This window comes from Vibrio sp. Vb1554 (genome assembly GCF_033344235.1).
This window is the reverse complement of sequence record NZ_JAWPOJ010000029.1, coordinates 17,328-43,360: the sequence shown is the minus strand read 5'-3', so window position 1 is coordinate 43,360 and position 26,033 is coordinate 17,328. Positions and strand designations below refer to the sequence as shown.

Below are 26,033 nucleotides of genomic sequence, written 5' to 3'. Positions count from 1 at the left end.
AACGTACTAGTCAGATCGCTTTTTAAGCACTTAAATCAAAAAGATAAAATTTATTGTTGACCAGATAAATTAATCCGTTAAAGTACGCCTCGTTCTCACGGCAAAGGTCGCTGAGACAGATGGTGTCTAACCCATCGCATGATTGCGTTGCCCTGGTGGTGGAATTGGTAGACACAAGGGATTTAAAATCCCTCGGCGTTCGCGCTGTGCCGGTTCAAGTCCGGCCCGGGGCACCATCAAAATCTTTGGTAACAGAGATAAAAAATCAGAAAGGCGCCTTGGCAGAGTGGCTATGCAGCGGATTGCAAATCCGTGGACCTCGGTTCGACTCCGGGAGGCGCCTCCACTATTTCGAAAGCCAGTCTTAAATGACTGGCTTTTTTCGTTTTTAATCCGCCTTTTCGTAACCCTTCGCGCTTTCCTAAAGTCTCCCATGTTTTGATCACCATTCAATATTTTTAACGCGCTAATCATTGATTTTATAAATGTTAGACAACTCAATAATTGTATAGTGTGATTGGTGATAGTTTCTCTTCGATTGTAATCCGAACTTTTTGTATTACAGGCAGCAACCTAGCTAGCGTCAAAGTTAGTATCGCTTGGTGCGTATATGCAGAAAGGAGGATTCTAGTCCTTAACGTGAGAGAAAAATAATGAAAACATTCAACCTTAAACCTACACTTTTACCCTTAACTTTGCTGCTCAGTTCGCCTGTAATGGCGGCACAAAATGGCACCATGATGCAGTACTTCCATTGGTATGTGCCAAATGACGGTGCACTCTGGACACAAGTTGAAAACAACGCGCCGGCACTATCGGACAACGGCTTCACCGCGTTATGGCTACCGCCCGCCTATAAAGGTGCTGGTGGTAGCAACGACGTCGGTTATGGCGTTTACGATATGTATGACTTGGGGGAGTTTGATCAAAAAGGATCGGTGCGAACCAAATACGGTACTAAAGACCAATACCTCGATGCTATCAAAGCGGCACACGCAAATAACATTCAAATTTATGGTGATGTAGTGTTTAACCACCGTGGCGGTGCGGATGGTAAATCCTGGGTCGACACCAAGCGAGTCGATTGGAACAACCGAAATATTGAGCTCGGCGACAAATGGATTGAAACGTGGGTAGAGTTTGATTTCCCTGGGCGCAACGACAAGTACTCAAACTTTCATTGGACGTGGTACCACTTTGATGGCGTGGACTGGGACGATGCTGGCGAAGAAAAAGCTATCTTCAAATTCAAAGGTGAGGGTAAGGCATGGGATTGGGAAGTTAGCTCGGAAAAAGGCAACTACGATTACCTTATGTACACTGATCTAGACATGGATCACCCTGAAGTTAAGCAAGAGCTGAAAGACTGGGGCGAGTGGTATATCAACATGACTGGTGTTGATGGGTTTAGAATGGACGCGGTGAAGCACATCAAATATCAATACCTGCAAGAATGGATTGATCACCTACGTTGGAAAACAGGGAAAGAACTATTCACGGTCGGAGAGTACTGGAACTACGATGTGAATCAGCTGCATAACTTTATCACCAAAACTTCTGGCAGCATGTCTCTATTCGATGCACCGTTACATATGAACTTCTACAATGCGTCTAAATCGGGTGGTAGCTACGATATGCGTCAAATCATGAATGGTACGCTGATGAAGGACAATTCAGTCAAAGCGGTAACCTTAGTAGAAAACCATGACACTCAACCTTTGCAGGCTTTGGAGTCGACGGTTGATTGGTGGTTTAAGCCGCTCGCTTACGCGTTTATCTTATTGCGTGAAGAAGGTTATCCATCCGTGTTTTATGCAGATTACTACGGCGCGCAGTACAGTGATAAAGGGCATGACATCAATATGGTCAAAGTGCCTTACATTAAAGAGCTAGTAACACTGCGTAAAGATTATGCCTATGGCAAACAACATTCTTATCTCGACCACTGGGACGTAATTGGTTGGACTCGAGAAGGTGATGCAAATCATCCACATTCAATGGCCGTGATCATGAGTGATGGACCTGGCGGCTCGAAGTGGATGTATACGGGTAAACCAAGTGCTCGCTACGTAGACAAGTTGGGTATCCGAACTGAAGAAGTTTGGACTGATGCGAATGGTTGGGCTGAGTTCCCAGTAAACGGCGGATCTGTCTCGGTTTGGGTTGGCGTTGAATAATCCATTCCTGTGATTTTGATACAGAGTAGGCAATTCTTAATAAAACTTTTCAATGAATCAATGTGTTATTTGATATTCATTCTACAAATGAGTAACTTATATTTGAGCATAATCTAGAGGAAGATAAAGAATGGAATCTATTGCTGATGTATTGGTTGTGGCTATTGTGTTCGGTGCCATATTTGGGGGCGGGATAATAAAGTTAATCTTGAACCATCGTAAAGAAGTAAGAGCGTTGGAGATATCTGAACGTAATACGATGAGCCGAGAAGAACAAGATAACCTTAACAAGCAAATTGGTGACTTGAAGCGACGTGTTGAAGTGTTAGAGCGAATTGTCACAGATAACAAATATCAACTTGAAAAAGAAATTGCCTCTCTGTAGATCACCACTTAATCGTAAAGCCGGCGAAGTCCGGCTTTTTCGTGTCTATACTTCATACCTTTCGGATGTTTAACTCAGCGTTCATCAAAAAAGTCTTTGTCGCGAATGTATTTACTCATAAAGTGATAAGAGAACGGTCGCATTAACCAACTAAATAAGGAGCGCCCAAGCCGTATGAGCGTTGGGGTGTTCTCGTATATTCTCCCGTTATATAACCATAGCATTTTGCCTACATGCCAATACAAAAAAGGTACGGGCGGCATAAAGGTCACGATGTCGATGTCGCAACAAATCCTGTATGTTTTGTGCCCCAAACGGTAGCGTTTCTTAAACGTCCAATCCCCGACAGCGGGCTGTCCGAAAGTGACCACGCGTTTAATGCTTTTTGGGTATTTTTTCTCAATATAGTCAGCAAAAACACTGCCAATCGCGCCACCTGAAGAGTGGCCAGTAATAGTGATTCTTTTCCCCCTGAGAATAAGTGGTACAACGATACCTTCGAGGCGTTCGATCACGGTCAACCCTAACCGATCTTCATTCCGGCTCGGTAAACTTTCTTGGAACAACAGATGATAGAAACCTGCGTGAATGCGATAGTTTAGTCCCAACCTTCGACAGCTTCTCGTCCACATCGCGAAGTTCAACAACCAATCACTGATACTGTGTGAGCCTTTAATCACTACGACCACTTCACTCTGTTTTTTACTCCAGAGCACGCGAATCATAATCTTACCGTGTTCATTTCTAATGACTCGTTGCCCATTAGGATCGAATCCATATTGAGTTTGTCTGAAGACGCGAGGGTAGGCGAGATTACAAAGCACCGCATAGCGCTCGTATTGGTATCGTTTTAATGGTTTCACGTTAACTTTCTTAGTGGAGCCTAACGGTTGACTGTAATTAATGAATATTAAAAATACGTGAACCTTGATTTAGGGTCGGTAGAGATTCTGTGTATTGGTATCGCGAATGAAAGACTCAAACTGGCTTAAATGCGTCAAGATGGTTTGGCGAGAGAGTTCATGATGTTCGCTAAGCACGTTAATTAGCTTTTTCAAAGCCTTACGATCTTGTTTATTGAGATTTGCTGTCTCTTTGAGTTGTGCGAAAAATTCAATTTGACTTGAAGTGTCGTTAAAGTCACCGAGTTTATCTTGCAATAGTTTTAGTTGTTTCACGTTGTTTTTGTGCTGTTGGGAAGGATAGAGCGTGGAAAACCCTTCTAACAGATAACGCAGCGCTTTGCACTTTATCCGCATCGAATGAATCACGCTGTCACGACTTTTGTCCGAGATCTTGCGCCGTGCTTTATCAACTTCTTTAAATTGATCGTAGATTTTTTGGCTTGCGAAGAGTAACGCAGGTACGTTGCTATCCACTGGTTCGTGTTGCGTACTTCGCAGCAGACTATTCCTGACCAAAGTGCAGTGCGTTGTGTATTCTTCTGTAGCTAGCCAACGCGTAACTTTTGCCTGTTCGTAAGCACGTTCGGCTTCGATAAAGCCAAAAAGCTGCTCAAGAGACGATTTGTGGTTTGGGAGCATTTCAATGTATTGTTTTTTGCCCAAGATAAATACGTCCAAATCACGCAGCTTATTTGTTTTCTTCATCATTATTTTTAAATGAGGTTTCAAAATACGCTGTTCAAAAGGAGGGAGCAGTTCGCGAAGTAGTAAGCATAGTGAGCGTATGCGCCTCAGTGTGACGCGATATTGATGTGTAAATTCAGGATCTAAGTCTTCGATGACTCCCTGCTCCAGAGAGCGTGCATAATCAAATTCACTAAGGAAGAAGTGGGGCACTACGAAGTCGAGTTCGGAGTCGGCATGTAAGGGTAAGTGAAATGATGGTTTTCGAAACATGATGAGCGCTATTTTGTTCTCTGAAATACACGTTAAGTTTATACCCATACTGTTAACTTGCGCGATTTGTTGGCTCTTCATTGATATAAAATGAGAAGGTTAAAAGGCACGAAAGCAAAGCGTATTGATGATCAAATAAGCAAAATGATCGCCCTTTGTTCGTTAGAGTCGTCTTTTTAACCATTTGAATAAAAAAGACTAATTTTTTGTTGACCAGATAAATTAATCCGTTAAAGTACGCCTCGTTCTCACGGCAAAGGTCGCGAGATAGATGGTGTCTAACCCATGCATGATTGCGTTGCCCTGGTGGTGGAATTGGTAGACACAAGGGATTTAAAATCCCTCGGCGTTCGCGCTGTGCCGGTTCAAGTCCGGCCCGGGGCACCATCAAAATCTTTGGTAACAGAGATAAAAAATCAGAAAGGCGCCTTGGCAGAGTGGCTATGCAGCGGATTGCAAATCCGTGGACCTCGGTTCGACTCCGGGAGGCGCCTCCATTCTTTTACTTGTCCATGAGTTCCGATAGTAACCTGTAGGATCTCAACTTCTCAGATTGTTCAAACACCATCGTGTTTACCATAATTTCATCTGCCCCAGTGCGTTCCAAAAGTTTCTCAATTTTCTGTCTTACATATGTTTGATCACCATGGATAGATTCACGTAATTGAGTTTCAACGTGAAGCTTTTCCTGTGCTGACCATAGTGGTGCCATACTTTTCACTGGTGCGCGAAGTTTTTCGCGATTGCCGCGAATCATTTTTAAGAATTTTTGCTTCTCTGTTGTCGCGAGAAAATCTGCATGTGACTGAGTATCCGCTACGATAACGTTGGCACAAATCATCACATAGGGTTGAGCTAAATGCTCGGATGGGACAAACTCATCTCGATAAAAGTTTAGAGCACGAGACATTGCATCTGGAGCAAAGTGTGCAGCAAATGCGAAAGGTAAGCCTCTCTTAGCTGCTAAACGTGCGCTGTATGTACTCGACCCCAGAAGCCAAATCGGCAGAGATGTGTTGTTACCTGGATAAGCCGCGACTGGTTGATTTCGAGATACGGGACCAAGAAAGAAATTAAGTTCCTCCAACAGCTCTTCAAAGTCAGGATCCATATGCTCTGGTTCCCGCCTTAATGCATGCATTGTTTGGTAGTCGGTGCCTGGTGCGCGTCCTAATCCGAGGTCAATACGACCAGGGTATAATGCCTCTAACGTTCCGAATTGCTCTGCAATAACTAGTGGTGCATGGTTAGGTAACATGATTCCACCTGATCCTAAACGGATCGAGTTCGTGTGCGCTCCAATATGACTGAGTAATACACTGGTTGCGGCACTGGCGATGTCGGGCATGTTATGGTGTTCAGCCATCCAAAACCGATGATAGCCCCAGGACTCGATTGATTGAGCTAATTCAACGGAGCGTTCGAACGTTTCGGTGAAGTTTGTTCCGTCGGACACGGGTGCCAAATCCAGAACAGATAAACGAGGAAAAGACATAGGATAGTTATAGCCTGTTAATGAATCTTAACTATCATATGGTGGTGAAAGTTGACGTTTAAAAGGGGAGGATTAACCATTCACAATGGATTATTTTTCTTCAATGCCTGGAGAGCGTTTAGCTTACGAGTTTAGCTTTTGCTATGTGATAAAAGCGGCTTTATTACTGTAAGTGGCCACAGTGGTCGATGTCGTTGAATATTCGCATGTAGAACGTTTCCACAGCTACTTTAGATTAAAACATAGGCCTCTTTAACAGCGAACTGCTGTTGTCGACAATAGTGAACGAGCTAGCTTTAGAACGTTTTGACTGATACATAGACTTGTCTGCCGCTGTTAATAATTCATGTACATTCGACCCATGCTCAGGATAGAGTGCAATACCAATGCTAGCTCCGACGCATAACTCTTTACCTTTAAAATGAATTACTTTTTCTATTTCTTGGATATAGCGTAGTGCACATGCAGACAGAGACGTACCTGTTGTGTGTGAACGATGAATAATAATAAATTCATCTCCACCAAAGCGGCCTACCATGTCTGATTCGTCGATAATACTTGATAATCTACTAGCTACAGATTTTAACACTGCATCACCTGCCTCATGGCCATGGCTATCGTTAATATCCTTAAATAAATTTAAATCTATAAAAAACAAACTAAAACTATTCTCACTGCCTCTGAAATTACGCGTAAGCTGGATCAAATGTTTTTCTATTGCTCGACGATTGTAGATATTAGTTAAGGAGTCGTGCTCAGACAAAAATACCAAACTTTCTTTTTGACGATTTAGAACTGAAGTTTGATTCTCTACTTCTTCTTTAAGTTTTGATTTTGATATTGTTGTGTGGTTTAACAATGCCGCCATTTTATTGAAGTAACAAGACAGATTTTCAAATTCCGTGAATTGATTTTCTGAAGGGATTTTATAGTCAAAATTTGACCTGCTTAATTGTTTTATTCCATTTATAAACCTTTGAAAGCTTCTCTTGAACTTTATTTTTATATAAAAGCATAATAGCATAACAACTAGAGAGATAAAAATAATACCTGCTTGAGTGTAATAATTTAAATTTTGTAGTTTTGTAGACTTATTATTAAGTATTTTTTTATAAATATATATTATTTCATTATTCATATCCTGGGATACAATGTTTATTCTGGATTGTATGACAGGATTTGATTTATTATAATTTACGACTGAATCATAATGGCGATCTTTGTCTAGTAAATGATTATTTTCGTATTGAACTAAAAAATACAGTTCGAGATTCATTTTTTTTAGGTCTTTAGTAAGGTATAAAACATCTTCATTTTGAGATAATAATTCGTTTAATTTGTTATGAGAAATCATGAATTGTGTGAAATTGTTTTTTCCCCTATTTTGAGTGTAAGCCCAAAGATAACTACTTAATGACTCTAATGATATTTGTATGTCCATTATTTGGTTTAATTGTTTCTTGGCTTTATAATCTTCTATTTTTATGAAGCTTATGTATACTATAACGCTGATACATAGTATTACGCTTAGACTGAATAGTGATGCTAAATAGTGGTTTAACGAACGATGCATTTTAATCTAGACCATCAAAATATGAATTGATATAGTTTTCTTTAAATATTTTTCTGTAATTTGGAATCTGTCCTTCTACATAGTTTTGTTTTAATGCCCAATTAGCTTCTGATTGTAATGTAAATAATAAAGAATTCGTTAAATTTAATCGAAAGTTATAATCATCCCAACTCCAAGATATTTCTTCAACTGTTGTGTTAAGTTTTTGTGATAGTATTTTCATTGTTAAATGAGGGTTTTTATCCATCCAGTTAATTGAGTGATGAAGTGACTTTATTATTTTCATTACTTCTTGATCTGATTTTTCAATGTGTATTTCTTTTGATACAAGCAAAAAGTAAAGTTTATACACGCCAATAATTCCTATGTTCTTTACTTCTTCATTTATTCTATTCTTGGCCATAAATCCGTATGGCTCCCAAGTAGATATTGCATCGACGTTTCCTTGCATTAAATGATTTATAATAACCTGCGTTGTTGATGATATTTTTTCTACTTTTTCTAAATCAATGTCATTTACCTGTAGCAACAAGTCTAAGTAATATTCGCTAGCGCTCTTTTTTATTACACCAACCTTTTTTCCTGGTAATTTATCTATACTTTCTATGCCAGACCGCTTTTTAGTTAGCAGCTTAATATCATTCGTAGAAGATGCAAAAGAAGTGATTAATGCTAAATCTTTGTATTCAAAGCTTTTAAACATCAGTACGCTTTCAGAAAAAGTGGCGTAATTAACATGGTTTTCTAGAAGTAGGTTTGAACATTCGACCCCTCCAAAGCACATGATAAGTTCGACGTTTAAATCGTTTTCTTCAAACGCACCTATGTGCTCTGCAATGATAAAAGGGGCTGACAGAGGCGTCTTAGATATACCGATTGTTGTAGGTTTGTGGATAGCATTTGATACCGTTGTTAACTTTAAATAAGCAACTACTAATGCAGAAAGAACTAAAATTATGATAGCTGTAGAAATCTGTTTTGTATCCATCAAAAACAACTCCCTTCATAATAGTAGTAATTAATCTATCAGTTAAATGAGTGTAGTTGCTTATTGGGTTGATGCTAGGAGAGGAGGGGATTTATTTGTATCGTGCCAAATTTATGAGTACCTAGGGGTAATTTCGGTAACTGGCTTAGATATAAAGAATTTATCTTTAGTTAGTTCAAGTTGTAGCAAATGACTGATTTCATAACATGATGATTTATGGAGAGATATCAACTTTTTAAGTTGAAAAATTGTACTCCATTTTTGCCATTTTTCTTTATCTCATACATTGCGTGATCGGCTTTTTGATACACTTCATTAAACGGTTGCTTTCCTTTGTTAAAGAGACAAACACCGATACTCATTCCTATCGTTACTTTATGTAAGTCTTGATTTATCGCTGGAATGATTGAATCTAAGAGTTGATTGCAAAGTTGGGATATTTCCTCTCGACTTGAATGCCAGTTTAAGATAACAAATTCATCGCCTCCTATGCGTCCAACTTGAGACTTGCTTGACGCAAGCTCTGTTAAGCTATTGGCGATATTGATGAGGAGGGTGTCGCCAGTATGATGGCCTAGCTGGTCGTTAACTGCTTTAAAATTATCTATATCAACAAACACTAAAGCAGACTGCTGAGACGGTTCGGTTTGAGGTTGATGATTAAAGTTTTCCTCAATTGCTTTTCTATTTAACAATCCAGTCAATGGATCACTCGAAGCCAACTTGGCCAGTTGCTGCTCATAACGCTTTTCTTTTGTAATATCGATATGAGTGCCCATCATCCGTAGTGGTTCGCCATCAGAACCATACTCGACGATGCGCCCTCGATCGTAGACCCAGCTATCACTGCCGTCTTTATGAATCATGCGATGCACTACCTCATAAAGGTCGGTCTTGCCTGCTAGGTGATCTTCAAATGCACCCACCGCAAGATCATAATCTTCAGGGTGGAGATTGTTTTTCCACGTTTCAACCGTCGCGGTTAACTCATGGGGCTGATAACCTAGCATTTTGCCCCACTGCATATTGAATATCGTCAAAGTACCTGAAGGAATATGCTGCTCCCACAAACACAGTCCATTACTGTCGAGTGCAGCATTCAACTTTTCTTGTAGTCGCGCATTCTTCCGCTTCAGCTCTTCATTTTCTTTTTCTAAGCAGGCAATTCGAGTTAGATATTCTTCCATTTTGCGCATAATTTACGTCGTTTTCGGAGCGACAATATACGAAAAATACTTTGCAATTTCTATGATTGAGCTTGGAGATATAAATATTGAATATGCGGTAAATAATAAAGAATCGGTGATGTTACTTAAGAGCAGTAAAGTAAATGCTTGGAAAACAAAGAAGGAAATAGGGGGTAAGCGAGGGGCTCTCCTGGTGCAAAGTCTTAAATGGAGGCCTTTGCACCGGGACTACTGAGGGTTAGCGGTTTAGTGCACCACAACGCTCAGGTTGGTATGTGATATCGACAATTTCAATTGTCTTCACTTGATTATTTGGCATTGGCCAGTCAAGTTTTTGGCCGACAGACAAACCGATCAGTGCGCTGCCTACGGGTGCAAAAATAGAGATATCATCACTGCTTTTCAGTTCAGAAGGGTAAACCAGTGTCTTTGTCATGGTTCTATCTTCACCTGAAAATTTAAACTCTACAGTCGAGTTCATCGTGACCACGTTATCTGGCATTTGTTCTGGCTCAAGAACTGTTGCTCGGTCGAGCTCTGCTTCTAATTCCACAAGCTCCGCTGCGATGTTTGGCATTTTATCCAACAAAGCAGTGATTCGGTTCATATCTAAGCTTGAGATGTAGATAGAATTGTTTTCTGACATTTTATGACTCCCAAATAAAAGGCCGCCTCACAAAAATGGGACGGCACTCTATATGTCAATTACGGTATCAATCATATGGACGCTATTCCATATGAACTAAACCCGATTTTAGTCTTTATAGTGCGACTTAGCTAGTAAAAAATTTTTGTTGTGAAGCTTGATTTTTCTAAATCTTTCAATCACTTCAGATATTGTTCTCTGATCACCTTGAAACGGTGAAGTCAAGTGAGTGCGTCGTTTAGAAGCAAAGCAGGATTTATCGTAGGTGTGCTCGGTTTCGATGGTCAGCCTAACTTCATAAAAGCAAAACGGTATAGTCCGTTGCTAGCATGGCTTCGGTTATCTCAGTTTGTTAAAACTACCAATATCCGTTAATAAATTACTTTTTATTTCGCAATAGTCAGATAAATACGTTCATCTACCCCTTTAGGGTAGTTTGAAATTGTAATTGATTTACATCATGTATTAATTTTCTTTCACAATTAACAATGAGCTCAGTGATAAGAACCTAACCCTTAGGAATTATAATGAGCAAGTTGAAGCTAGTAATCATCGGTAACGGTATGGTAGGGCACCGTTATATTGAAGACTTAGTCGAGAAAGCTGATATGTCTAATATGGACATTACGGTTTTCTGTGAAGAACCTCGTGTCGCATACGACCGTGTGCACCTTTCCTCTTACTTTTCTCACCATACTGCAGATGAACTTTCTTTAGTAAAAGAAGGCTTCTACGAGAAACACGGTATTAACATGCTGATCGGCGAACGCGCGATCAACATCAACCGTGAAAACCGCATTGTTTACTCAAGCACTGGTCGCGAAGTTCAATACGACAAGCTGATTCTTGCTACTGGCTCATTCCCATTTGTTCCACCTATCAAAGGTCACGAAAGCAAAGACTGTTTTGTTTACCGTACTATCGAAGATCTTAAAGCGATCGAAGCGTGTGCGAAGAAGAGCAAATCAGGCGTTGTTGTCGGTGGTGGTCTGCTAGGTCTTGAAGCAGCAGGCGCATTGAAAGCACTGGGTGTAGAAACGCATGTTGTTGAGTTCGCACCGAAGCTAATGGCTGAGCAACTTGACCTTGCTGGTGGTAACCAACTTCGTCAAAAGATCGAGCGTATGGGCGTGAACGTTCACACCAGCAAAAACACGCTTGAGATTGCGGCAGAAGGCACAAACGCACGCAACGTTATGCGTTTTGCTGACGGTTCAGAGCTAGAAACAGACTTCATCGTATTCTCTGCAGGTATTCGTCCACAAGACAAACTAGCACGCCAAATGGAGCTAGAAGTGGCACCTCGTGGCGGTGTTGCTATTAACGACCACTGTCAGACTTCTGATGAGAACATCTACGCTATCGGTGAATGTGCGTCTTGGAACGAAATGTTCTACGGCCTTGTTGCTCCTGGCTACAAGATGGCGACAGTTGCCGTTGATCACCTACTAGGTAACACAGAAAGCAAATTCGAAGGCGCTGATATGTCTGCGAAGCTGAAACTTCTGGGTGTAAAAGTAGGTTCAATCGGTGACGCGAACGGTCGTACTGAAGGCTGTAAGAGTTACGTTTACCAGAACGAAGAACAAGAAGTTTACAAACGTCTTATCGTTTCTAAAGACAACAAGAAACTGCTTGGCGCGGTTATGGTTGGCGATACGTCTGACTACGGCGACCTGCTTCAACTTATGTTGAACGAAATCGACCTACCAGAACACCCGGATGCGTTGATCCTTCCTGCACACGCAGGCGCTGAGAAACCAGCACTAGGTGCAGACGCTCTACCAGAAAGCGCAGTGATCTGTTCTTGTTTCGACGTGACAAAAGGCAAGATCGCACAGGCGGTTGCTGATGGGCACCACACATTGGGCGACATCAAAGCCGTGACGGGCGCGGGTACAGGCTGTGGTGGTTGTATTCCTCTAGTGACGTCTGTTCTAAATGCTGAGCTTGCTAAATCTGGTATCGAAGTGAAGAACGACGTGTGTGAGCACTTTGCATACTCACGCCAAGAGCTGTTCCACCTAATCCGTATTGAAGAGATCAAAACGTTTGATGAGCTTCTAGAGAAATACGGTAAAGGTTACGGCTGTGAAGTTTGTAAACCACTGGCTGGTTCTATCTTGGCTTCTTGCTGGGGTGAGTACATTCTTAAGCCACAACTGGTTAAGCTGCACGACACGAACGATAACTTCCTAGGTAACATCCAAAAAGACGGTACTTACTCTGTTATCCCACGTATGGCGGGTGGTGAAGTAACACCTCAAGCACTGGGTGCGTTAGCGAACGTTGCAGCAGAATACAACCTATACACCAAAGTAACCGGTGCTCAACGTATTGGTCTGTTTGGTGCTCAAAAAGACGATCTTCCAGAGATCTGGCGCAAGCTTATCGACGCTGGTTTCGAAACAGGTCAAGCGTACGCAAAAGCCCTTCGTATGGCGAAGACCTGTGTTGGCTCAACGTGGTGTCGTTACGGCGTTCAAGATTCTGTTGGTCTGGGTTCTTACATCGAGAACCGTTACAAAGGCATTCGTACACCTCATAAGATGAAGTTCGGTGTTTCTGGCTGTACTCGTGAGTGTGCGGAAGCACAAGGTAAAGACCTTGGTATTATCGCGACTGACGCAGGTTGGAACATGTACGTATGTGGTAACGGTGGTATGAAACCTCGTCACGCAGACCTACTTGCAAGTGACCTAGATAAAGAAACACTAATCAAGTACATCGACCGCTTCATGATGTTCTACATCCGTACTGCTGCGCCACTACAACGCACATCAGTTTGGATGGAAAACATGGAAGGTGGCGTTGACTACCTACGCGAAGTGATTGTTGAAGACAAACTTGGCATCAACACTCAACTAGAAGCTGATGTAGCGAAGCTTGTAGACGAGTACGAGTGTGAGTGGACTGCGACCATCAACGACGAATCACAACTGACTCGTTTCGCGCACTTCATCAACTCTGACAAGCGCGATGAAAACGTTGTGTTTGTACAAGAGCGTGAACAGCACCGCCCTGCAACCTTCACGGAAAAACATCCTGAAGCGAAAGGCGACATCCTACACGTAGCGATCACTGAAGCATAAGGGAAGGTTGATTATGTCATTTGAAAAGATTTGCCAAATCAGCGACATCGTACCGGGCACAGGTGTTTGTGCACTGGTTGATGGTCAGCAAGTTGCGGTATTCCGCCCAACACAAGCAGAAGAAGTGCTGGCGATCAGCAACACAGACCCGTTCTTCCAATCAAACGTGCTTTCTCGCGGTTTGATCTGTGAGCACCAAGGCGAGCTTTGGGTGGCTAGCCCACTTAAGAAGCAACGCTTTAACCTGACAACAGGTGCGTGCATGGAAGACGAGCGTTTTAGCGTGAAAGCGTACAAAACCCGCGTAACCAACGGCGAAGTAGAAATCTCTGCGTAAGCTTGGTTTTCATTCCCTCCTCTTAGGGGAGGGAATGAACTGAAACCTAGATTCAATAGACAAAGGCTTTCCAAGCATCATCTCAGGGGAACAGGGAAGCGAGGTGTTGTAGACAGCGTTCAGGTGTCAACGGGAAGCCTTTCTCTATTCAATCTTTAACTTTTTAACTTTCAATTTTGGATAAGGACACATTCATGTCTACTGATTTTAAGCCTGCAGAATTCGTGCAAACCATGATCAATGTTGGTGAAGCGAAAACCAATACAAGCACGCGAGACCTTCTGCTTCGCGGTACGATGGCTGGCGTTATTCTTTCGCTTGCGGTGGTGGTTGCTATTACCGCGATTGTACAAACGGGTATCGGTCTTGTAGGAGCACTTGTTTTCCCCGTTGGTTTCGTAATTCTAAGTGTGATGGGGTATGACCTAGTAACCGGTGTTTTTGGTCTAGCGCCTCTGGCTAAGTTTGCTAACCGTCCGGGCATCACTTGGGGTCGTATCTTCCGTTGTTGGGGTCTTGTAGGCTTGGGTAACCTTATCGGTTCTCTGATCGTTGCTTACCTAGTGGCTATCTCTCTAACAGGTAACTTCTCTCTAGAACTGAACGCAGTAGCGAAGAAATTTGTGGCTGTTTCTACCGCGCGTAGCCTTGGTTTTGAAAACATGGGTATGGACGGATGGATCACATGTTTCGTACGCGGCATCTTCTGTAACCTAATGGTGTGTCTAGGCGTTATCGGCAACATGACGGCACGTTCGGTGTCTGGTCGCGTAGCAATGATGTGGTTCCCAATTTTCATCTTCTTTGCGCTAGTATTTGAACACACCGTAGTAAACATGTTCCTATTCCCACTAGGTATGATTCTAGGTGCGGATTTTGGTATCGCGACTTGGTTGAACTTCAACCTTATTCCAACCATTCTAGGTAATATTGTCGGTGGTCTCGTAATGACTTGTATTCCACTGTACCTAACTCACGCGAAAACAGCGCCTTCTATCAACGTAGTTGAAGAAGAAGTAAAAGCAGAGCCTGCAATCGCAAAATAAACCGCTTTTATCTGGCCCTACCTATGGTAGGTAGGGCTATTCAACTCATTTAACTTTCGATAAGTATTGTATTGATTTAGCTATAAAAAGTAATAACTCCTTGGGGTGATTTTAACCTTGAGTTAATGACTTGAGTGTTACTTTTTATGTCCAAATTTTCGATAGGCGTTGATATGACAACTGTTAACTCATCTTTAAACAGCGGCTTTGTTTCTCTTGTTGGTGCAGGTCCTGGTGATCCTGATTTGCTCACAGTAAAAGGCTTAAAAGCCATTCAAGCGGCTGAAGTTGTTGTATACGACCGTTTGGTGTCGAAAGACATTCTAGAATTGGCTCATGCATCAGCAGAGATGATCTACGTAGGTAAAAAATTAGACTTTCACTGTGTGCCTCAAGATCAAATCAACCAAATCTTGGTGCAAAAAGCGCAAGAAGGTAAACGTGTTGTGCGCCTGAAGGGCGGTGATTCATTTATCTTTGGCCGTGGTGGAGAAGAGCTAGAAGAACTAGCGGAATTTGGTATCAAATACGAAGTGGTTCCGGGTATCACAGCGGCAGCGGGTGCAACGGCTTATGCTGGTATTCCATTAACACACCGCGACTATGCGCAAAGCGTTCAATTCATCACTGGTCACGTACAAAAAGATGGTCGTGAGATTGAATGGCATTCACTGGCGCAATCCAACAACACGCTTGTGTTCTACATGGGTTTAAAGCAAAGCGGCCATATTATGGATAAGCTGATCACTCACGGCTTAGACCCTGAGATGTCATGCGCCATTATTGAAAACGGTACGCGCCCAGAGCAGCGCGTGTTCCAAGGAAAGTTGAACGAGCTATCGAGCATGGCAGAGCAAGCCGTGAGCCCAGCATTGATTGTGGTTGGTAGCGTTACTCAGCTGCACAACAAATTGGATTGGTTCGCAAAGTAATACTGCCCAGAAGTGACTATATTTTACAGGGGCTTTGTTGCCTCTGCATTTCTTGCTTACGCATAGGCATTTGATCAATGAGGTTGTTGATAAACGGCCAGTCTGTTTCTGCGCCCCAACGGTGCTTTTCTAGACCATCTTTACCAAGCAAAATAGCAGTATGAGAACCTTTTTCGACCGCATAAAGACGAGCTAGCATTTTTAGGTCGAACTCTTCTTTAAGCCAAGCAGGAAAAGTATAACCTTGTTCTGTAATGACCAGTGTGACGACATCTCTGTCTTCCAACTCACACTCATTCATAAGTGTTTCTAGCAAGAATTGTTTGACGTATTCATCATTTTCCGGCGCAAAGTAGAGCACACTTCTATGTGGCCAGTATTTGGAGTGCGCTGGATAACCAAATGCTGTCGATGACAAGATACAAGAAAGCAGTATCACTAGTAACTTTCCGCCCATGACAGTTCCCCTAGAAACCCAAATAACTTTTTATACGTTAAGTTTAGTGGAATTGGCTCATTGTGCTTTTTCCAAAACTGGCATAGGGTAGGCAGCAAATAAATTGAGCGTAGAAATAGATGAGTTCGGAAAGCAAACAAAAAATCGCCATTTTGGTTGATGTACAGAATGTGTATTACACCTGTCGCGAAGCGTATCGAAGCAATTTTGATTACAACCAGTTTTGGTATGTCGCCACACAAGGGAAAGAGGTGGTAAGTGCTCGTGCTTATGCCATCGCGAGTAACGATCCAAAACAACGTCAGTTTCATCACATTTTACGCGGTGTTGGATTTGAGGTGATGCTTAAACCCTACATCCAGCGTCGTGATGGCAGCTCGAAAGGCGATTGGGATGTGGGTATTACTCTCGATGCAATTGAAATTGCTCCCGAAGTTGAGGAAGTGATTCTAGTTTCGGGAGATGGAGACTTTAGTCTGCTAGTAGAGAGAATTCAGCAGCGCTTCAATAAAACGGTGACCGTTTATGGTGTACCTAAACTTACATCTCAAACTCTGATTGATTGTGCCGACAATTTTGTCGCGATTGATGACGATTTCTTGCTGTAGTTAATAGTGCAATAAAGAAAGGCGAGTCACTCAGGCTGTACGAAAACGTACAATGACTCGCCTCTAATTTATCGTTGATTTGGCTAGTTACGAAGGAATGATCATTTGCCCTAGCAAGTAACCCAAGCAACACGCACTAATCACGCCGATTAAGCCCACAGACATGAATGAGTGGTTGAAGTACCACTTACCAATCTTAGTTGTGCCCGAGGTATCGAAGTTCACAGTCGCGATATCTGAAGGGTAGTTTGGAATAAAGAAGTAGCCGTATACCGCTGGCATCAAGCCGATAAGCAGCGCAGGTTCCAAACCTAAGCCGAGACCAACAGGCAACATCATGCGAGCCGTTGCAGCTTGAGAGTTCACCACAACCGACACAATGAATAACGCAAGCGCGAATGTCCAAGGATAGTTGGTTACCATCTCTACGATGCCAGATTTAAATTGAGGCATAGCGTACTGGAAGTAGGTATCTGACATCCATGCAATACCGAAGATAGCAATCGCCGCCACCATACCAGATTTAAATACCACCCCATTTGGTACGTCACGCGGGTCAGTTTTGGTCGCAAGCAAAATGATACCGCCGAAGCAGAGCATCATCATTTGAATCACAACTGCCATGCTGATTGGCTTCGAGCCATCTACGATGGTACGAATGTCTGGCCACATCGCGATAATGACGATAACCAAGATAGAAGCAATGAACAGCAATACAGAGTTACGAGCACTTGTTGGTAGTACTTCATCAAGAGACGTTGCAGTTGTGTTGAGGATTTTTTCTCTCCACACTGGATCTTTCAAACGCTCTTGGTATTCTTCATCGTCGTCTAGCTCTTTACCACGCTTTAGGCTGTAAAGTGACATCAACAACGTACCGAATAGCGTTGCAGGTACAGTAACGAGCAGAATTGAGAGCAGAGTGATCTCGTGTTGAATGTCGGAGAGTTGCGCCAAGTAGTAAACCACTGCTGCTGAAATTGGCGAGGCTGTGATTGCGATTTGAGACGCGACAGAAGCGGCAGCCATAGGACGCTCTGGACGAATGCCATTTTTAAGTGCAACGTCGCCAATGATTGGCATGATAGAGTAAACCGCGTGACCTGTACCAAGTAGGAAGGTCATAAAGTAAGTCACGAACGGAGCAATAAGGGTGACGCGTTTTGGGTTCTTACGAAGCACACGCTCGGCAACTTGCAGCATGTATTTCAAACCGCCAGCGGCTTCAAGAATGGAAGCACATGTTACCACCGCTAAAATGATCAACATAACGGTGACAGGAGGAGAGGTTGGCGGCATCTTAAAGATGAAGACTTCAATCACCAAGCCAATTCCGGATACGACCCCAAGGCCTATACCACCATAACGTGAGCCGATATACAGCATCACGAGCAAAAATAGAAACTCAAGATACAACATGTGGATTTCCTTATTCAAAACAGAGGGCTACATAGCCAAATTACCTCTTTGTATTGTCTCGATATTCAGAAAGAAAATACTTCATGTTGTTCACAATCCGCTAGATAAGAAACAGCAATATTCAATTATTGGCAATAACTCACGCTACACAGGGGAACTGTTAACACAGTTTTATCAGGGTGTTTTTATGCTGTGTATTTTTGCGATCATGTGAGCGTTAAATGCGAAGAGGTTTAAGAGTTTGTTGCTATTCATCGCATACGTAACCAGACCTTACAGTTTCACAGAACGCGGAAATACATTCATAACTAACCCTAAGAGTGCTTCTTTGTTATGAAAACGCAAAGGATAATAGTTTGCATTGCGATTGGTGCTTGGGTATAAAGGTGTCAGAATGACTACACCAACAATAAGCCATCATGTCTGAGCAATTTTTCCCGCAACTGTTTCAAACTTCGAGTGAGATTACACCTTATCTACACGGTGATATCGGCGAGATAGGGCAAGAAGCTATCCATATCGAGAATGATATCACCCCGATCATCCAAGGCCTTTACCAGCAAATCTCGGAGGCTCATCCGGAAGCGGGAAAAGCATATTGGTTGACAAGAACGTGGGATTTACTTTGTTGGCAGCCAGTTTATGTCGCATTCATCTCTATTTACGGTTACCACACGTTGCCAAACATTCGCGAGATAGCGCAGCACCTCAAACCTTGTTTTGTTTCTGGGTACCGATTCGCCGACGAAGCGCATATACATGGCGAGCCAGAAGCGTTGATAAAAGAGGCGGGGCGTCAAATCCGAGAACTGTTCGACTTCTATCAACAAGAGATGAGTCAATGGACACGCATTCGTCCTGGCTTCACCCATCAATTGATGTCGGACGGAATCATGGCTTGTTTAATTCGTCTCCAACAGCGCTTTCCGCAAATGACTAACTCGACACTTCAGGAGCATGCGGTCTTGTGGCTAAGCGCAATGGGTTTGGATGTTGATAATAGCCGCTCACTTCATGAGACGGAATCTGATCAGCCGCTAAAGTTAGTAAGAAAAAGTTGTTGTTTAGTCTATAAGTGTGAAGGCAGAAAGCTTTGTGCAGATTGTCCTCGTTTAGAGGAAAATCGACAGCTTATGAGCAAGAAGGTTCTTAATTAACATTTATTTAACTTGTGTAACAGTGCTCGATTTGAGAGTGAGAATAAGTATCATTGCATGCTCTTGTTGACAACAAAAAGATAAATACAATGATGAAAAGGACGTTTTCTTTCAATCTCATCGTACTTGCGATGAGCAGTGGATACGCAGTTAGCTCAATAGCAGCAGAAGATCTTCAACAAACATCGACTCCGAGCGATGAGCAATTGGTTGTTGTAGGCAGTGTGATGCCGAAATCGATCTCCGATATTCCAGGAACGGTTTGGTTTGTTGGCCAAGAAGAGATTGCTCAGCAATATCGTGCGGGCAAGACACTGGGTGATATTCTTTCTGCAACCATCCCTTCTTTAGACGTCGGCACCGGTGGTCGAACTAACTATGGTCAGAACCTTCGCGGTAGAGCAATGTTGGTAATGATTGATGGTGTCTCGTTACAGTCTTCTCGCCCGATTAGTCGTCAGTTAGACGCAATAGACCCATTCAACATCGAGCGAATTGAAGTACTATCTGGTGCAACCTCCATTTATGGGGCAGGCGCTACTGGTGGTGTTATTAACATTATCACCAAGAAAGCGTACTCGGATGACTTGTCGTTTGAATCCTACGTGAGTGGCACTACAGGTTTTAATAGCAGCGATGACTTTGATTACAAACTCGCTCAGTCTATCTCGGGTGGTAATGAGCGAATTACCGCTAGAGGTTCGGTTGTGTACACCGAGACACAAGGTGCATTTGACGCAAATGGCGACATTGTCACCCCAGACATTTCACAGGGCTCTTTGCAGTATAATTCAACGCTCGATGTTATGGGATCGACCGAGATTCAAATCTCCGATGCCAGCAAGTTAAACCTTGTCGCACAATACTATGACAGCCAGCAAGATTCGCCATACGGTTTGTACATTGTTAACAATAAATTTGTTGATGTACGAGAGGGGTTCGATTCCGACCGTGAACATGGTACAGAGCGAGTTCTCTTAAGTGCGAACTACGCTCACGACAGCGTATTCGGTCATCAACTGATAGGCGAGTTATCTTACCGTAGTGAAGACCAAACCTTTACTCCTTATTACCAAAGTGCCTCTCAACAAAAAACAGAAGTTTTTGCTGGGCGCTTAGCGTTAGCTAAAAGCTGGGAGTCATTCAAACTTGTTTATGGTGTCGATGCGTACTTAGACCGTTTTGAAAGTAACCAGGCTCTGTTCGATCCAACCATTGCGAACAGCTCTGGGAACTTAATTAATCGAACCTATGCCGAAGTGGGGCGTTACCCTGATGTTGATGTGGCGTCTTACGCAATGTTTGTCCAGGGGGATTACCAAATCAATCAAGATTGGTCAGTACAAGCAGGCTACCGCTACCAATACATGGACAATAAGATTGATGATTTTGTTGCCTATAGTATACAAAAGAAGATCGCATCGGGTAATGGTGTATCAGCGGATGCGGTACCAGGTGGCAGCACTGACTACTCTGTGAGCTTATTTAATTTGGGCACCATTTATCAGCTTAACGATGAATCTCAGCTTTGGGCGAACTTCTCTCAAGGTTTCGAACTCGCTGATCCTGCAAAGTACTACGGCCAAGGTAGCTACGATGCCGCGGATGCAAATGGTCACTACGCGTTGAACAATAGCATTAATGTATCTGACTCAAAAATGTCGGGCATCAAAACGGACAGCTATGAAATTGGTTACCGATTAGATACGGATACTGTCGCACTGCAAGCGGCGGGTTACTACTCGGTTTCGGATAACTCAATCAAGTATGACAAGAAGACGCTCCTAATCACCAATGTTGATGACGAGCAACGTGTATACGGTGCCGAAGCAAACATTAACTACTGGGTAAACCGTGATATTTTGTTAGGTGCATCAGGTCACTATGTGGTTTCTGAGCTTAAAACCAACGGTAAGTGGGAAGATCTAAGCGCGGGTAAAGCAAGTACATCAAAAGCGAACGCGTGGGCGGCTTACTATCAGGATGGCTATTCAGTACGTTTACAAAGCCAGACGATGTTTGATTACGAAGATGACGCAAACAATAAACTAGATGGATACACTACGTTTGATCTTCTTGGTAACGTAACACTACCTATCGGGCAGTTAGGTTTTGGTATTCAAAACCTATTTGACGAAGACTACACAACCGCTTGGGGACAACGTGCGCAGATTCTTTATGCAGCACACTACGATGCAGCAGCGTACGACTACAAAGGAAGAGGTCGCACATTCACACTGAACTACAGTGTCGAATACTAAAGCTAACTCTCTCCGAATATCAAAAAAGCCGCTGAAAGCGGCTTTTCTTTTAGGCTTGATCTGTCTGCGCTGTGTCTACAACGTTTTCCGTGTGTTCTGAAGCTTGGTTTTGTTCTTCAGCTTCCATTTTCGCGCGTTCAGCTTTGGAGATATAACGCGGCTTATTGCTCTTATGTAGCTTAGCGTTATGCTTCTTCTGCTTCGCTTTCAAGATCTGATTGATTTTCTTCTTGCGGTTCATGGTGGTGGTCCTTTAATTTAGCGAGGCAGGATAGTTACTTTTTTATCAAGTTACAACTAAATAAGCGCCGGTATCGGTCGCAAAATTCAAGTACGTTCCTATGTCCAATCATCTATCGCGTTTTAATGGAGCCCAAATGAAAACACTGTACACCGAACGTTTGATACTGCGTCTTGTGAGTGTAGATGATGCACCATTTATACTAGAACTTTATAACCACCCAGACTTCTACCGTTTTGTCGGAGACAAACAAATTCGTACCGAATATGAAGCGGCGCGTTACATAAAAGAAAACATGCTACGCATGCAACAAATTAAAGGCGTGAGTTTACTCGTTGTAGAGAAGAAAGAAGATGGGCAACCCATCGGGATTTGTGGGTTGGTTAAACGTGACACATTACAATACTATGATCTCGGATATGGATTTTTACCTTCCGCTTATGGCTTCGGCTACGGAACGGAGTCTGCAACCGCAGTGCTGGAATACGCTAGAGAGGAAATGAAACTCGATAATTTGGTTGCCATCACCAATAATGACAATATTCGTAGTATAAGTTTGCTCAAAAAACTGGGCTTTGAGTTTGAACGAGTTGAGCAGCAATATGATAATGGCCGCACGTTAGAACTTTACACAATGATGTTGTGATTTTTGGATAGCGCATGAGCGATATTTTACTTGGCAAACTCGCCACTGAATTTAAGACAGTAAAAGCCATGGTAGAGGTTTACTGTCATGACCATCATGGAACAAAACGTGACTTATGCTCAGAATGTCGTGAGCTGCTTGAATACGCAGAAGTGCGCCTCGACCGCTGTCCTTATGGAGAGAATAAACCGACGTGTAACAAATGTCCGATTCACTGCTACAAACCAGAGCCGAAAGAACAAATGCGTTTGGTCATGCGTTACTCTGGCCCCAGAATGTTACTGAAACATCCCATCTTGGCGGTTCGTCATTTGCTTCATGAAAAGCGCATGGTACCGGAAAAGCCTGCAGCGAACGCGTCAAACCGTCACAAGCGTTTATCTAAACAAAAATTCGAAGAATAAAAAAACGAGGGCGACATGCCCTCGTTTTCGTTGAGTAGAAGCGGCGTGATTAGAGGCCAGCGGCCATACGCTGCTTGGTTTTGCTCGCAGCAAGTAGCATGTATACGCCAGTCGCAACCAAAGCGGCAAACAAGTAGCCTAGTAAGCCGTGTTCTTGGCCCATGAATTTATCAGCGACAACTGGGCCAGCAACAGAGCCGATGCTGTAGCTAAACAGCATGACTTGTGTCGCAGAGACAATAAAGCGTTCATCAAGTCCTTCGCAACCTAAGTTGATTGCTATCGGGTACAAGGCAAAAGTAGCTGCACCTAAAAAGAATAATGCAGCAGCCAATACCACGGCTGACGAGGAAATAAAGGTCATACCGATCGAAAAAATACCCAAAATACAGAAAAACGCCATTAGCACTGTGCGGCTCATGTATTTGTTTAGCGCGGTCACCATTGGTTGAACTAGCATGCCACCTAGAATCACTAGCGCCATCAATGTACCAATGTCTTGATGGCTAATTTTACGGTTAGTTAACTCAACTGGCATTAATCCGTAGATCGCGCCTAAGGTCAAACCTGAAACAACACAACCAATAATTGCTGCATGGTTTAGTTTGGCAATTTGCTTAAATGATAAAGCGGTTGATTCATGGCTGTTTGGCTGCTCACACTCAATGAACATTAGCACCAGCATCGCCATTAAGATCAACGTCGTGATCGCAATAAACGGAACGCCGCCACTTACGCCAAGCACGCCAATACCAAACTGGCCTAATGCTGAACCACCATAAAGCGATAGCATGTACAAGCTCAAACGTTTCGCACGCGATGCTTCGTCTCCAGACATTAGCCAAGACTCAACAATGACAAAAACACCAGCAACCGCGATACCCGCAATAAAGCGAGCGGCAAGCCACATCAATCCGTTAGCAAACACGGGTAGTGTGACGATAGTTAGCGAAAATACGGCCAAGCAACCAATAAACGCGTTACGGTGACCAACTTGACGTACGATACGTTCAATAAAAATCGCGCCAGTTAATAAGCCGCCATAAAACACACTCGCCAACCAACTCGCGTAATCTGCTGAGATGTTGTATTCACCGAGCATGAGAGGGATCAAGCTCATTAAATAGCCCGAAGCCACCGCATAAAGAGACAGTGCGACGACTGGAACTGTAACTCGTGGTGATGCTGCAGGAACGACTGTGTTTTCCACTGTTTTGCGCCTATAAGTTAAATGAAATCTAAGGGTTATTCGGCGCGAATATGAGGCTAATAGTTAGGCAAGTAAAATGATAAATTTAAGTCGTTTCGATAAATAATATTTGTTAACTAGATAGGTTGATAAGTTGCATAAAAACGCCAACCTACAAACAAGGTTGGCGTGGAAGATTATTTAGTAAGTGCTTGATTTAACCATTGATCGAATTGAGTTTTAGGTAACGCACCATTGATCATATCAACGCGTTGACCATTCTTGAAAACCATAATGGTAGGAATACTGCGAATACCAAATTGCGTCGCAAGTTGTTGTTGAGCTTCGGTATCAATCTTAACAAAACGAGCCGTTCCGGCTTGCTCATGAGCAACATCAGAGAAAACAGGAGCAAAACCAACGCACGGGTTGCACCATGGGGCCCAAAAATCTACTACAACAGGCATATCACTTTGTAATAGAGCAGAAAAGTTATCTTGTGTACCTTCGATAGGCGAGCCGTCTAAAAGTGCACTTTTACATTTACCGCAAGTTGCAGATTCGGCAACGCGCTCATTAGGGATACGATTTAGACCGCCGCACGAAGGGCAGCGAGTTTTAAACGATGACATGACTTCTTCCTTTATTACGTATTGATGAAAACATGACTTACCAGTCAGCCTCATTATTTGTATACTTATTTTTTAACCTGCCGAAATAACGCAGCGCAGGTTTGTATTTGAGCCTAAGGTTCTAAGAAATTTTATTAAAATACAACAATAAATAGGTCTGCGATGACAAATTACTACGCTGAAATTACAGGTTGGGGGAAATGTGTTCCGCCAGCCGTGCTCTCTAACGATGATCTTAGCACTTTCCTCGATACTTCCGATGAGTGGATTCGTACCCGCACTGGTATCGAAAACCGCCGCATTAGTCATGTAAACACGTCAGACATGGCGACCGTTGCTGCTAAACATGCATTAGCTCGAGCAGGCGTCGATGCCACAGACGTGGATTTAATCATTGTGGCGACTTGTTCACCAGATTCATTGATTCCAAATATCGCGTCTAAGGTACAGCAGAACCTAGGTATTCGTGCAGCCGCTGCCTTTGACTTAAATGCCGCATGTACGGGATTTGTCTATGGCCTAGAAACGGGCACACGTTTGATTCAATCAGGTAACTATCGTAACGCGATCATTATTGGTGCGGAAAGATTGTCTTTCTACATCGATTGGGCAATGCGAGATACCGCTGTTCTATTTGGTGATGGTGCGGGCGCCGTTGTGTTATCAAGAACGGAAAAAGAAACGGGTTTACTACAGTCTCAAATCGGTTGTGACGCAAAAGGCCGCGATATTCTGTCCGTACCAAAGTTTGGTACTTGTATGGATCGCTTTGCGGAAGACAACGGTTACTGGGATTTCAACTTTGTAGGACAAGAAATTTTCAAACGTGCAGTAAAAGGCATGGGGCTAGCTGCGAAAACCGTACTGAAAGCATCACAGTTAACGACGGAACAAATCGATGTTGTGATTCCGCATCAAGCGAATATTCGTATTATTCAAACCTTGTGTGACCTGTCTGGAATTCCACACGACAAAGCGTTTGTTAACATTCAAAACTATGGCAATACTTCAGCTGCGACGGTGCCAATTGCATTGTGTGAAGCGGTAGAGCAAGGTCGAGTTAACCCAGGTGATAATATGCTTCTTGCTGCATTTGGTGCAGGTTTGACATGGGGTGCGGCAGTATTGAAATGGGGTGACCGCGTAACGCCAGTTTCTGAAAGTGATGCGGTTCTGCCTGAATGTGAGCAATCCGCGTTAGAATTACTTGAGCGTGCCATTAAGCTGTGTAACGAACGCCGTCGCGACGAGGTGTAACGGACACTCTGCAAACATAAGATGAGTAAGGGAGCGCGAGGC

At 43.0% G+C, this 26,033-nt stretch carries 24 protein-coding genes and 4 tRNA genes; 16 read left to right on the top strand and 12 right to left on the bottom strand.

What is annotated here, in order from left to right; translation table 11 throughout:
- Positions 1-149: 149 nt before the first annotated feature.
- The 4 genes from R8N28_RS19505 to R8N28_RS19490 all read left to right on the top strand — a co-directional run bounded on the left by R8N28_RS19505 (position 150) and on the right by R8N28_RS19490 (position 2,562).
- Positions 150-236, top strand: a tRNA-Leu gene (locus tag R8N28_RS19505).
- A 36-nt stretch (positions 237-272) separates the two neighbouring features.
- A tRNA-Cys gene (locus tag R8N28_RS19500) sits at positions 273-346 on the top strand.
- A gap of 307 nt (positions 347-653) precedes the next feature.
- The gene (gene amyS, locus R8N28_RS19495) at positions 654-2,177 is read left to right on the top strand and encodes an alpha-amylase (protein WP_065275337.1); all 1,524 of its coding nucleotides are present in this window, start codon (positions 654-656) and stop codon (positions 2,175-2,177) included.
- 130 nt (positions 2,178-2,307) lie between these two features.
- Positions 2,308-2,562 (top strand): hypothetical protein, encoded by a 255-nt coding sequence (locus R8N28_RS19490; protein ID WP_005375990.1) that lies wholly within the window; start codon positions 2,308-2,310, stop codon positions 2,560-2,562.
- A 74-nt stretch (positions 2,563-2,636) separates the two neighbouring features.
- Here the strand turns inward: R8N28_RS19490 and R8N28_RS19485 are convergent, their stop codons facing one another.
- Together R8N28_RS19485 and R8N28_RS19480 are read right to left on the bottom strand one after the other, a co-directional pair.
- Positions 2,637-3,425, bottom strand: coding sequence for a lipase family protein (locus tag R8N28_RS19485; RefSeq protein WP_005375991.1), 789 nt, complete (start codon positions 3,423-3,425; stop codon positions 2,637-2,639).
- 69 nt (positions 3,426-3,494) lie between these two features.
- Positions 3,495-4,424, bottom strand: a complete 930-nt coding sequence (locus R8N28_RS19480) for a CHAD domain-containing protein (protein WP_065275626.1) — start codon at positions 4,422-4,424, stop codon at positions 3,495-3,497.
- A gap of 300 nt (positions 4,425-4,724) precedes the next feature.
- Between R8N28_RS19480 and R8N28_RS19475 the strand changes: the two genes are divergently transcribed.
- Positions 4,725-4,811 (top strand) — tRNA-Leu (locus tag R8N28_RS19475).
- Between the two features lie 36 nt (positions 4,812-4,847).
- A tRNA-Cys gene (locus R8N28_RS19470) sits at positions 4,848-4,921 on the top strand.
- Between the two features lie 5 nt (positions 4,922-4,926).
- On the opposite strand, the gene R8N28_RS19465 is transcribed toward R8N28_RS19470, so the two are convergent.
- The 5 genes from R8N28_RS19465 to rnk form a co-directional block, all read right to left on the bottom strand.
- The gene (locus R8N28_RS19465) at positions 4,927-5,919 is read right to left on the bottom strand and encodes an LLM class flavin-dependent oxidoreductase (RefSeq protein WP_005376038.1); all 993 of its coding nucleotides are present in this window, start codon (positions 5,917-5,919) and stop codon (positions 4,927-4,929) included.
- Positions 5,920-6,154: 235 nt separating this feature from the next.
- Entirely contained in the window at positions 6,155-7,360 is a 1,206-nt protein-coding gene (locus tag R8N28_RS19460; RefSeq protein ID WP_226977227.1) for a GGDEF domain-containing protein, read from the bottom strand.
- A gap of 133 nt (positions 7,361-7,493) precedes the next feature.
- Positions 7,494-8,480 carry an ABC transporter substrate-binding protein gene (locus R8N28_RS19455; RefSeq protein ID WP_065275336.1) on the bottom strand — a complete coding sequence of 329 codons (987 nt, stop codon included), beginning with the start codon at positions 8,478-8,480 and terminating at the stop codon, positions 7,494-7,496.
- A 227-nt stretch (positions 8,481-8,707) separates the two neighbouring features.
- Entirely contained in the window at positions 8,708-9,667 is a 960-nt protein-coding gene (locus tag R8N28_RS19450; RefSeq protein WP_025767735.1) for a GGDEF domain-containing protein, read from the bottom strand.
- 238 nt (positions 9,668-9,905) lie between these two features.
- A complete protein-coding gene (gene rnk, locus R8N28_RS19445; RefSeq protein ID WP_005390213.1) occupies positions 9,906-10,313 on the bottom strand; it encodes a nucleoside diphosphate kinase regulator in 408 nt (135 codons plus the stop codon).
- A gap of 527 nt (positions 10,314-10,840) precedes the next feature.
- Here rnk and nirB point away from each other — a divergent pair.
- From nirB to cobA, 4 genes are all read left to right on the top strand, one after another.
- A complete protein-coding gene (gene nirB, locus R8N28_RS19440) occupies positions 10,841-13,405 on the top strand; it encodes a nitrite reductase large subunit NirB (protein WP_065275335.1) in 2,565 nt (854 codons plus the stop codon).
- A 13-nt stretch (positions 13,406-13,418) separates the two neighbouring features.
- Positions 13,419-13,742, top strand: coding sequence for a nitrite reductase small subunit NirD (gene nirD / locus R8N28_RS19435; RefSeq protein ID WP_005387969.1), 324 nt, complete (start codon positions 13,419-13,421; stop codon positions 13,740-13,742).
- A 194-nt stretch (positions 13,743-13,936) separates the two neighbouring features.
- On the top strand, positions 13,937-14,788 hold the full coding sequence (locus R8N28_RS19430) for a formate/nitrite transporter family protein (RefSeq protein WP_025767739.1): 852 nt from the start codon (positions 13,937-13,939) through the stop codon (positions 14,786-14,788).
- Positions 14,789-14,961: 173 nt separating this feature from the next.
- Positions 14,962-15,720 (top strand): uroporphyrinogen-III C-methyltransferase, encoded by a 759-nt coding sequence (gene cobA, locus R8N28_RS19425; RefSeq protein WP_065275334.1) that lies wholly within the window; start codon positions 14,962-14,964, stop codon positions 15,718-15,720.
- A 16-nt stretch (positions 15,721-15,736) separates the two neighbouring features.
- Here cobA and R8N28_RS19420 read toward each other — a convergent pair whose 3' ends face one another.
- Positions 15,737-16,177, bottom strand: coding sequence for a DUF4174 domain-containing protein (locus tag R8N28_RS19420; protein WP_017820187.1), 441 nt, complete (start codon positions 16,175-16,177; stop codon positions 15,737-15,739).
- Between the two features lie 119 nt (positions 16,178-16,296).
- Here R8N28_RS19420 and R8N28_RS19415 point away from each other — a divergent pair, with 119 nt between their 5' ends.
- On the top strand, positions 16,297-16,785 hold the full coding sequence (locus R8N28_RS19415) for an NYN domain-containing protein (RefSeq protein WP_005387978.1): 489 nt from the start codon (positions 16,297-16,299) through the stop codon (positions 16,783-16,785).
- A gap of 87 nt (positions 16,786-16,872) precedes the next feature.
- Here R8N28_RS19415 and R8N28_RS19410 read toward each other — a convergent pair whose 3' ends face one another.
- Complete coding sequence (locus tag R8N28_RS19410; RefSeq protein WP_065275333.1) at positions 16,873-18,204, bottom strand: anaerobic C4-dicarboxylate transporter; 1,332 nt, start codon at positions 18,202-18,204, stop codon at positions 16,873-16,875.
- A 419-nt stretch (positions 18,205-18,623) separates the two neighbouring features.
- Between R8N28_RS19410 and R8N28_RS19405 the strand changes: the two genes are divergently transcribed.
- Together R8N28_RS19405 and R8N28_RS19400 are read left to right on the top strand one after the other, a co-directional pair.
- Complete coding sequence (locus R8N28_RS19405; protein WP_065275332.1) at positions 18,624-19,361, top strand: siderophore ferric iron reductase; 738 nt, start codon at positions 18,624-18,626, stop codon at positions 19,359-19,361.
- A gap of 89 nt (positions 19,362-19,450) precedes the next feature.
- Positions 19,451-21,622, top strand: coding sequence for a TonB-dependent receptor (locus R8N28_RS19400; RefSeq protein ID WP_005376064.1), 2,172 nt, complete (start codon positions 19,451-19,453; stop codon positions 21,620-21,622).
- Between the two features lie 49 nt (positions 21,623-21,671).
- On the opposite strand, the gene R8N28_RS19395 is transcribed toward R8N28_RS19400, so the two are convergent.
- Positions 21,672-21,863, bottom strand: coding sequence for a DUF2986 domain-containing protein (locus R8N28_RS19395; protein WP_005376066.1), 192 nt, complete (start codon positions 21,861-21,863; stop codon positions 21,672-21,674).
- A 136-nt stretch (positions 21,864-21,999) separates the two neighbouring features.
- Here R8N28_RS19395 and R8N28_RS19390 point away from each other — a divergent pair, with 136 nt between their 5' ends.
- Both R8N28_RS19390 and R8N28_RS19385 read left to right on the top strand, forming a co-directional pair.
- The gene (locus tag R8N28_RS19390) at positions 22,000-22,509 is read left to right on the top strand and encodes a GNAT family N-acetyltransferase (protein WP_054579612.1); all 510 of its coding nucleotides are present in this window, start codon (positions 22,000-22,002) and stop codon (positions 22,507-22,509) included.
- Between the two features lie 14 nt (positions 22,510-22,523).
- On the top strand, positions 22,524-22,913 hold the full coding sequence (locus tag R8N28_RS19385) for a nitrous oxide-stimulated promoter family protein (RefSeq protein ID WP_054575964.1): 390 nt from the start codon (positions 22,524-22,526) through the stop codon (positions 22,911-22,913).
- A gap of 49 nt (positions 22,914-22,962) precedes the next feature.
- Here R8N28_RS19385 and R8N28_RS19380 read toward each other — a convergent pair whose 3' ends face one another.
- Together R8N28_RS19380 and trxC are read right to left on the bottom strand one after the other, a co-directional pair.
- Positions 22,963-24,123 (bottom strand): MFS transporter, encoded by a 1,161-nt coding sequence (locus tag R8N28_RS19380; RefSeq protein WP_033907039.1) that lies wholly within the window; start codon positions 24,121-24,123, stop codon positions 22,963-22,965.
- A gap of 176 nt (positions 24,124-24,299) precedes the next feature.
- Positions 24,300-24,734: a thioredoxin TrxC gene (gene trxC, locus R8N28_RS19375; RefSeq protein ID WP_065275331.1), complete on the bottom strand. Its 435-nt coding sequence runs from the start codon at positions 24,732-24,734 to the stop codon at positions 24,300-24,302.
- A 162-nt stretch (positions 24,735-24,896) separates the two neighbouring features.
- Here trxC and R8N28_RS19370 point away from each other — a divergent pair, with 162 nt between their 5' ends.
- Entirely contained in the window at positions 24,897-25,991 is a 1,095-nt protein-coding gene (locus tag R8N28_RS19370) for a ketoacyl-ACP synthase III (protein ID WP_053349917.1), read from the top strand.
- The last annotated feature ends 42 nt before the right edge of the window (positions 25,992-26,033 follow it).

Bases quoted from the DNA above. Each gene is read 5' to 3' on its own strand.
- amyS (WP_065275337.1), top strand. From the start codon at position 654: ATGAAAACATTCAACCTTAAACCTACACTTTTACCCTTAACTTTGCTG.
- R8N28_RS19490 (WP_005375990.1), top strand. From the start codon at position 2,308: ATGGAATCTATTGCTGATGTATTGGTTGTGGCTATTGTGTTCGGTGCC.
- R8N28_RS19480 (WP_065275626.1), bottom strand. From the start codon at position 4,424: ATGTTTCGAAAACCATCATTTCACTTACCCTTACATGCCGACTCCGAA.
- R8N28_RS19465 (WP_005376038.1), bottom strand. From the start codon at position 5,919: ATGTCTTTTCCTCGTTTATCTGTTCTGGATTTGGCACCCGTGTCCGAC.
- R8N28_RS19460 (WP_226977227.1), bottom strand. From the start codon at position 7,360: ATGGACATACAAATATCATTAGAGTCATTAAGTAGTTATCTTTGGGCT.
- R8N28_RS19455 (WP_065275336.1), bottom strand. From the start codon at position 8,480: ATGGATACAAAACAGATTTCTACAGCTATCATAATTTTAGTTCTTTCT.
- R8N28_RS19450 (WP_025767735.1), bottom strand. From the start codon at position 9,667: ATGGAAGAATATCTAACTCGAATTGCCTGCTTAGAAAAAGAAAATGAA.
- rnk (WP_005390213.1), bottom strand. From the start codon at position 10,313: ATGTCAGAAAACAATTCTATCTACATCTCAAGCTTAGATATGAACCGA.
- nirB (WP_065275335.1), top strand. From the start codon at position 10,841: ATGAGCAAGTTGAAGCTAGTAATCATCGGTAACGGTATGGTAGGGCAC.
- nirD (WP_005387969.1), top strand. From the start codon at position 13,419: ATGTCATTTGAAAAGATTTGCCAAATCAGCGACATCGTACCGGGCACA.
- R8N28_RS19430 (WP_025767739.1), top strand. From the start codon at position 13,937: ATGTCTACTGATTTTAAGCCTGCAGAATTCGTGCAAACCATGATCAAT.
- cobA (WP_065275334.1), top strand. From the start codon at position 14,962: ATGACAACTGTTAACTCATCTTTAAACAGCGGCTTTGTTTCTCTTGTT.
- R8N28_RS19420 (WP_017820187.1), bottom strand. From the start codon at position 16,177: ATGGGCGGAAAGTTACTAGTGATACTGCTTTCTTGTATCTTGTCATCG.
- R8N28_RS19415 (WP_005387978.1), top strand. From the start codon at position 16,297: ATGAGTTCGGAAAGCAAACAAAAAATCGCCATTTTGGTTGATGTACAG.
- R8N28_RS19410 (WP_065275333.1), bottom strand. From the start codon at position 18,204: ATGTTGTATCTTGAGTTTCTATTTTTGCTCGTGATGCTGTATATCGGC.
- R8N28_RS19405 (WP_065275332.1), top strand. From the start codon at position 18,624: ATGTCTGAGCAATTTTTCCCGCAACTGTTTCAAACTTCGAGTGAGATT.
- R8N28_RS19400 (WP_005376064.1), top strand. From the start codon at position 19,451: ATGATGAAAAGGACGTTTTCTTTCAATCTCATCGTACTTGCGATGAGC.
- R8N28_RS19395 (WP_005376066.1), bottom strand. From the start codon at position 21,863: ATGAACCGCAAGAAGAAAATCAATCAGATCTTGAAAGCGAAGCAGAAG.
- R8N28_RS19390 (WP_054579612.1), top strand. From the start codon at position 22,000: ATGAAAACACTGTACACCGAACGTTTGATACTGCGTCTTGTGAGTGTA.
- R8N28_RS19385 (WP_054575964.1), top strand. From the start codon at position 22,524: ATGAGCGATATTTTACTTGGCAAACTCGCCACTGAATTTAAGACAGTA.
- trxC (WP_065275331.1), bottom strand. From the start codon at position 24,734: ATGTCATCGTTTAAAACTCGCTGCCCTTCGTGCGGCGGTCTAAATCGT.
- R8N28_RS19370 (WP_053349917.1), top strand. From the start codon at position 24,897: ATGACAAATTACTACGCTGAAATTACAGGTTGGGGGAAATGTGTTCCG.